The following is a 5828-nucleotide window of genomic DNA, read 5'->3' as shown; positions in this document are numbered from 1 at the left end:
GGGGAACGGGGGGAGGCTCGGTGCGGTGTCCGACGCGTTGTGGGGGCGTGTCAGGCACCGCGCCGCGCCGCGCGGTGGCCGTCCACGGCGTCCGCGTAGGGCCGCAGATGGGCGGCGAGTTCGCGGCCGACCAGCTCCGCGTCCGGCGCGGGGAGGGCCAGGACGGTGCGGCGCAGGCGGACGCCCCGGGAGGCCGGATCGGGGAAGACGGCCGGACGCGGCACCAAATCGCGCAGCACCAGGCCCTCGCGGTACGGGGCGAGGCCGCCGACGCGCGGGTCGCGTCCCTCGGTGAAGGCGCGCTCGCCGAACCGGACCGGTTCGTCCAGGCTGCGGACCGGTCCGGCCGTGGGCCGGGTGCGGCCAGCGGTCGAACATCGCGGCCGGTGCATCGCGTTCGTCGATCTTCTGACCGGCCAAGGAGCCGGTGATGGGCGTGCCCGCGGGGGCGCGCACCTCGGCGGGTTTCGTCACCCGGAGTCGTACCCCCACCGGGCTCGGCCGTCCTTGCCCATGAAGCACTTCGCGGGCCGCCCGTCTGCGGTCGTCGCGGTGGCGCCCACAGGAGAGCAGTACTGACCGAACCGGGCGCCGGCCCGGCTGCCGGTGCCCCCTCCCGGGCTGCTGGAGGGACCACCGCCGGCAGCACCCCCACCGGTACCGCCCCCGCCGGTACCGCTCCCGCCGGTGCTGTCCTCTGTGGTGGTGCCGTACGAAGGCCGGGGACGCGGTTCCGGCTTCGGTTTGGGCCTCGGCTCCGGAGTGGGGGCCGGGCTGGGTTCGGTGCAGGGGCCACCGGGGTCGATCAGCCACAACTCGACCCACATCGTGGTCGATACCCCGGTGTCCGGTTCCGGGCGCTGCCGGCACACCTGCCATTCGGCCAGGTCCCGCGACCCGCCGTCCAGGCGCTTGCCGGTGTGTGCGTGGAAAGGCGTCAGGTTGTCGAGGCCGAGGTCGCCGAGGGCACGCGAGGCGTCATCGAACTGCTCACCGACGAGGTCCGGCATCACGGCCCGGCCGGGACCGCCCAGCCACCTCGGACACTCCTCCTGCTCCGGAACCGCGTACAGCGTCAGCGCTGTGCCGGACGGGTGAACCGTTTCGCCGTGAGAGGGGCGCTGGAAGCAGACCCGCCAGCCGGTATCGGTGGTCTTCACCGGCCGGCGGGCGGAGGAGGCGTCAGCCGCCGACACCGTCCGCCACGGATGGCTGCGAGCCCTTGCGGCGGCCGTGGTGAGGTGGGCCCCGTGGTAGGAGGGGACGGCCAGGGTGCGGGTGGCCTCCGGCCGACCCACCGCCACGGCCTCCGCCCGCTCCTCCTGCTCGGAGCCCGAACCCATGCCGACGGCCGCTCCCAGACCGGTGAAGAACACCGCGATCACAACCGCGCACACGAGGACGGGGTGCCGGCCCACCCAGGCGGAGAACCGGGTTCCGCGACCGGGGCGCAGGGACGAGTCCGGGGGCAGGAGATCCCCCATGGCTTCGAGGAGCTCCCCCTTCGGGTCGAGCTCCGAGCCGTTCAGCTTGTGAGGCCTCCCGTGAATGAGGAGCTCGACGGATCCGGACGCGCCGTACGCGCGGCGGAGGATCCGCAGGGGCCCGGGTACGCGGACCGCCGTGGGAGTCGTGAGTCCCCGGATGAGGACCAGACCGTTCTCGGTGAGCGCGGCGCGGTTCCAGCCTTCACGGTAGAAGGACCGGACGGCCTCGTCGGGTCCGAGCGCTTCCAGCAGCGCTTTCCTCTGACCGTCGGAGAAGGAGACGCTCTCCGCGGCCGCGGCCGAGGCGGTGCGCGGGTCCTCGGCCAGGGGGTCGGGCACCGGTTTCCCGGCCCGCAGAAGGAGGTCGCCCTTCTTGTCGAGCTCCGAGCCCCACAGGCCGACGCGTCGCCCCTCCACCGACACGTCCACACTGTCCCGGACACCGTGTGTGGGACGCAGGACGGCCAGGGGCCTCGGTACCCGCGTCACCCGCTGTGCTGAAGTCCCGCCCAGGAGGATCAGGGCGTCCGTGGTGAGCGCGGCATGCCCCGTCATCCCCTGGTGGTAAAGGGCCAGTACCGCCTCCCCGGGCCGGAGGACGCGGAGCAGGGCCTCCGCCCCGTTGGCCGGGAGCGCTACGGACTCGTGGGCCGCCGCCTTCGCGGTGCGCGGGTCTTTCCGCAGGAGGCGCTGGGCGGCGGTCTGGGGCATACGGGGATGCTAATCGCTGTTGACCCGCCGTCTAACACTGGTGTGCGATTCGCCTCCGAGCCTGCCCGGTGCCGACCTCGCCCGGCCGTTCAGGAGGCCGGACGGCACCCGGAGCACCTCCCGCCCGTCCGGACGTGGCCGGGGTCGGTGTCCCGGTACCGGTGAGCGGCATGCGGCAGGCCGGATCAGTCGCCGGGCTCTCCGCCCACCAGATAGGTGCCGCCCGGGCGGTGGGGGGTCAGCTCCACCTGGACCCGGTGCGTGGTGTCCCGGCTGAGTCCGCCGCCCAGGTCGGCCGTGACGACGCCGATGCGCAGGCCGGTGCGGCCGCTGCCCTCGCGGCGGACCTGGACGGCCATCTCCAGGCACACCCTGTCCACGGTGAAGCGCGGTCCGTCGCCGGCGGCATCACCCTCGCGCTGCGCCGCCGCCAGGTCCGCGCGGACCTGGCGGATCACATCGGCCAGACCGATGTCGCTGTCGTTGCCGCCGCTGCCGCGGTCGTCCGAGCCCGTCATGTCCCAACCCCCTTGCCCGTTTCACCGGTTGACACCGGGAGACTACAGAGAGATGCGGCCCGGGCGTATGCTGCGGCCCCATGGGAGACCGCACGGGGGACGGTGTCGCACAGGGCGCGCGCGGGATGCCGTGGCTGGTGCGCATCCGGTCGCAGGACACGCGCGCGGTCGTCGGCTCGGGTGTGCTGCTCGGCGGGGACACGGTGCTGACCTGCGCCCACGTGCTGCCCGACCGGACCTCCCCGGTCCTCGTGGAGTTCCCCGAGATCGAGGGGGCCGCCGGTTCCACCGCCACCGTCGCCGACGGCGGCTGGTTCCCCCGGCGCGGCGAGGACCGCGCGGACCTGGCCCTGCTGAGGGTGCACCGCCCGCCGCCCGGCGGCCACTCCGCGCCGCTGCTGCGGGCGGCGATGCGGGACATGCGGGTGGAGATGTGCGGCTACGCCGACTCCGTACGGCACGCCCGGGGCGCGGCCCTCGCGGCCACGGTGAGCCTGCCGTTCGGCGAGCGCGTACAGCTCAACGTCGCCCCGGAGCACCTGCCGCGGCGCGGTTTCAGCGGCGGCCCGGTGCTGGACATGGGCGACCCGCCCGGCGTGCTGGGCATCACGGTCACCGCGTCCGCGGAGTCCGGGGGGATCGCGCCGCTGACGATGGCGCACATGATCCCCGTCGAGACCGTCCTCAACTACCTGCCCCGGCTGGGCCGCTGCGTCCAGGGCCCGCCGGGCGTCGAGCCCTCCGTGCTCCGGGGCGGCCCGCCCGCGCGGCTGGACGAGCCGGACTACGCGGAGCGGCTCGCCGCCTGGCTGTCGGACCGGGGGCGGGCGCGGCCCCCGGTCTACGTCACCGAGGTCCGGCCCGGCTCCGGCCGCGACCGCACCCTGCGGCGCGCCCTGACCCTGGCCGACCGGGAGCTGTCGGCGGACGCCCCGGCCGCGGGCTCCACCGATCCCGGGTCCACCGTGCCCCCGGTCGGCAGCCTCGACCTGGCCGTCGACGTGCGGGGCGCGGCGCCGGAGAAGGCGGCCGTCCGGATCGCCGAACGCATGAACCTCAGGGAGAGCGGCCCGGCGCGGGCCCTGGAGCGGCTGCGGGGGTTACGCACGCCGCTGACCGTCGCGCTGCTGGGGGTGGACGAGTGCGCCGACCCGGCCCGGCTGCTGGAGCTGTGCGGGGAGTTCGCCGAACGCGGCTGCCGGCTGCTGCTGGTCTTCCACCGGACCGGCACCCGGATCGGCCGGCAGGCCGAGGAGGACCTGGCGCTGCGCCACCGCACGGGAGCCCTGGCGGGCCGGCTGGAGGCGCTCGACGCGCGCCTGCGGGACCTGGCCCGTGCCAGAGTGCGGCTGTCGGGGGTGGACTACCCCGGCCCGGCCGTGACCCGGCTGCACATGGACCTGGCCTGGCTGCGGCACGCCCACCGCACCGGCGCCGACCTGGACCGGTCCCGGCTTCCCGGGGCGCTGGAGGAGCTGCGGCACCGTACCGACCGGGCCGAGCGGGCGGTGGAGGCCGCGTGGGAGGCGGCCGAGCGGGGATACGGGCGCCGAGCGGAGCTGCGGGGGGAGCTGCGGGCCTACCGGCGGCTGGCCGTCCAGCACGGCCGGATCGAGGACGTCGCGCTGGACCGGGAGTACCGGGCGGCCCACGACGCGCTGCACGCGGGCCCGTTCGAGGCGGAGAGCGCGGCGCGTGCGGTGACCGGTTACACGGCCGCGGTCCGCCGTGTGCTGGGCTGGCCGCCGGAGGCGGGGGGTTCGGAGGCGGGCGGCGCCGGAACGGGCGGGACCGAAGCGGACGGTCCGGAGGCGGGCGCCCGCGAGACGGATGCCCGCGAGGCGGAGGGGGAGCGGCGGTGAGCGGACGCGGCGAGGCGGACCGTCCGGGGCACCACGCGGCCCACGGCACCGGCCACGGCGGCCCGGCCGGCGAGCGCCGCCGCCTGCTGGCCCTGCCCCCGCTGCCGCCGCCCGGCGACCCGGCCTCCCTCGTCCTGGCCGACCCCGTACCACCGCTGGACGGCCGCCCCTGCGGCAAGTGCGGCAACCCGGTCGGCAGGCCCTACCGGGGCATGCCCGCCCGCCACGAGGGCTACTGCCCCCGCTGCGGCACCCGCTACTCGCTGCGCCCCCAGCTCGCGGAGGGGGAGCTGCTCGACGGCGGGCGCTACGAGGTGCGCGGCCCCCTGGCCCACGGCGGCCTGGGCTGGGTCTACCTGGCGGCCGACACCCGGCTGCGCGACCGCCCCATCGTCCTCAAGGGCGTGCTCAACCCGCACGACGACGAGGCGCGGGAGAGCATGCTGGAGGAGCGCAACCAGATGATCGCCGTCGGCCACGAGTCGATCGTCCGCATCCTCGACTACGTGCACCACCGGCCCGGCGACGGCGGGATCGACGCCGACTACATCGTGATGGAGTACGTCGGAGGCAAGTCCCTCCAGGAGATCCTGGACGAGACCGCGCGGGGCCTGCGTCCGCTCGGCCCCGACGAGCCCCTGACCCTGGAGCACGTCGCCCGCTACGGGTGCCAGATCCTGGACGCCCTGGCGGCGCTGCACGAACAGGGCCTGGTGCACTGCGACATCAAGCCCGCCAACGTCATCCACCGGGGCACCCGCGTGGTCCTCATCGACCTGGGCGGCGCGCGACGGCCGGACGGCTCCGCCCGCCGCGCCCCCGTCATCACCCCGGACTACGCGGCGCCCGAGGTGAGGGCCGGCGGCGGGCCCACCGTCGCGCACGACCTCCACACCGTCGGCCGGACCCTGGAGGAGCTGGCCGGGGCGGCCGCGGACGGTGCCCCCGGTGCTCCCGGCGCCGGGCTGGGGCACGTCTCCTTCCACCGGCTGGTGGAGCGCGCCACCGACCGGGACCCCGCGCGCCGTTTCTCCTCCGCCGCCGAGATGTCCGGCCAACTTGAGGGAGTGCTCAGGGAGTTGCTGTCGCTGCGGACGGGGCGTCCCCACAACAGGCCCTCCGACGTCTTCGAGCCCACCCCCACCCTCCTGGACGCCGGCCTCGGCACCGTGCCCGGACTGGAGAACTGGCTGGGCCGCCGGGCCAGGGACTACCGGCGCACCGTCACCGCACCCGCCCTGAGCCCGGGC

5 protein-coding genes are annotated in these 5828 nt (G+C 75.8%); 2 read left to right on the top strand and 3 right to left on the bottom strand.

What is annotated here, in order from left to right; genetic code table 11:
- Positions 1 to 50: 50 nt before the first annotated feature.
- From L7D48_RS24635 to L7D48_RS24625, 3 genes are all read right to left on the bottom strand, one after another.
- Complete coding sequence (locus L7D48_RS24635; RefSeq protein WP_237882619.1) at positions 51 to 392, bottom strand: hypothetical protein; 342 nt, start codon at positions 390 to 392, stop codon at positions 51 to 53.
- A 78-nt stretch (positions 393 to 470) separates the two neighbouring features.
- Positions 471 to 2198 carry a PASTA domain-containing protein gene (locus tag L7D48_RS24630; protein WP_237882617.1) on the bottom strand — a complete coding sequence of 576 codons (1728 nt, stop codon included), beginning with the start codon at positions 2196 to 2198 and terminating at the stop codon, positions 471 to 473.
- Between the two features lie 185 nt (positions 2199 to 2383).
- Complete coding sequence (locus L7D48_RS24625; protein WP_237882614.1) at positions 2384 to 2716, bottom strand: trypco2 family protein; 333 nt, start codon at positions 2714 to 2716, stop codon at positions 2384 to 2386.
- An 80-nt stretch (positions 2717 to 2796) separates the two neighbouring features.
- On the opposite strand from L7D48_RS24625, the gene L7D48_RS24620 reads away from it, so the two are divergent.
- Together L7D48_RS24620 and L7D48_RS24615 are read left to right on the top strand one after the other, a co-directional pair.
- Positions 2797 to 4578 (top strand): serine protease, encoded by a 1782-nt coding sequence (locus L7D48_RS24620; RefSeq protein WP_237882612.1) that lies wholly within the window; start codon positions 2797 to 2799, stop codon positions 4576 to 4578.
- Positions 4575 to 5828: serine/threonine protein kinase (locus tag L7D48_RS24615; protein ID WP_237882610.1), on the top strand; the 1254-nt coding region annotated here is incomplete at its 3' end. The genes L7D48_RS24620 and L7D48_RS24615, both read left to right, overlap by 4 nt.

This window comes from Streptomyces sp. ICN903 (assembly GCF_022015835.1).
In the GTDB taxonomy this organism is placed as follows: Bacteria; Actinomycetota; Actinomycetes; order Streptomycetales; family Streptomycetaceae; genus Streptomyces; species Streptomyces fenghuangensis.
Note: the sequence above shows the minus strand (reverse complement) of the source record. Positions and strands in the feature narration are given on the sequence as shown.

Bases quoted from the DNA above. Each gene is read 5' to 3' on its own strand.
- L7D48_RS24630 (WP_237882617.1), bottom strand. From the start codon at position 2,198: ATGCCCCAGACCGCCGCCCAGCGCCTCCTGCGGAAAGACCCGCGCACC.
- L7D48_RS24625 (WP_237882614.1), bottom strand. From the start codon at position 2,716: ATGACGGGCTCGGACGACCGCGGCAGCGGCGGCAACGACAGCGACATC.
- L7D48_RS24635 (WP_237882619.1), bottom strand. From the start codon at position 392: ATGCACCGGCCGCGATGTTCGACCGCTGGCCGCACCCGGCCCACGGCC.
- L7D48_RS24620 (WP_237882612.1), top strand. From the start codon at position 2,797: ATGGGAGACCGCACGGGGGACGGTGTCGCACAGGGCGCGCGCGGGATG.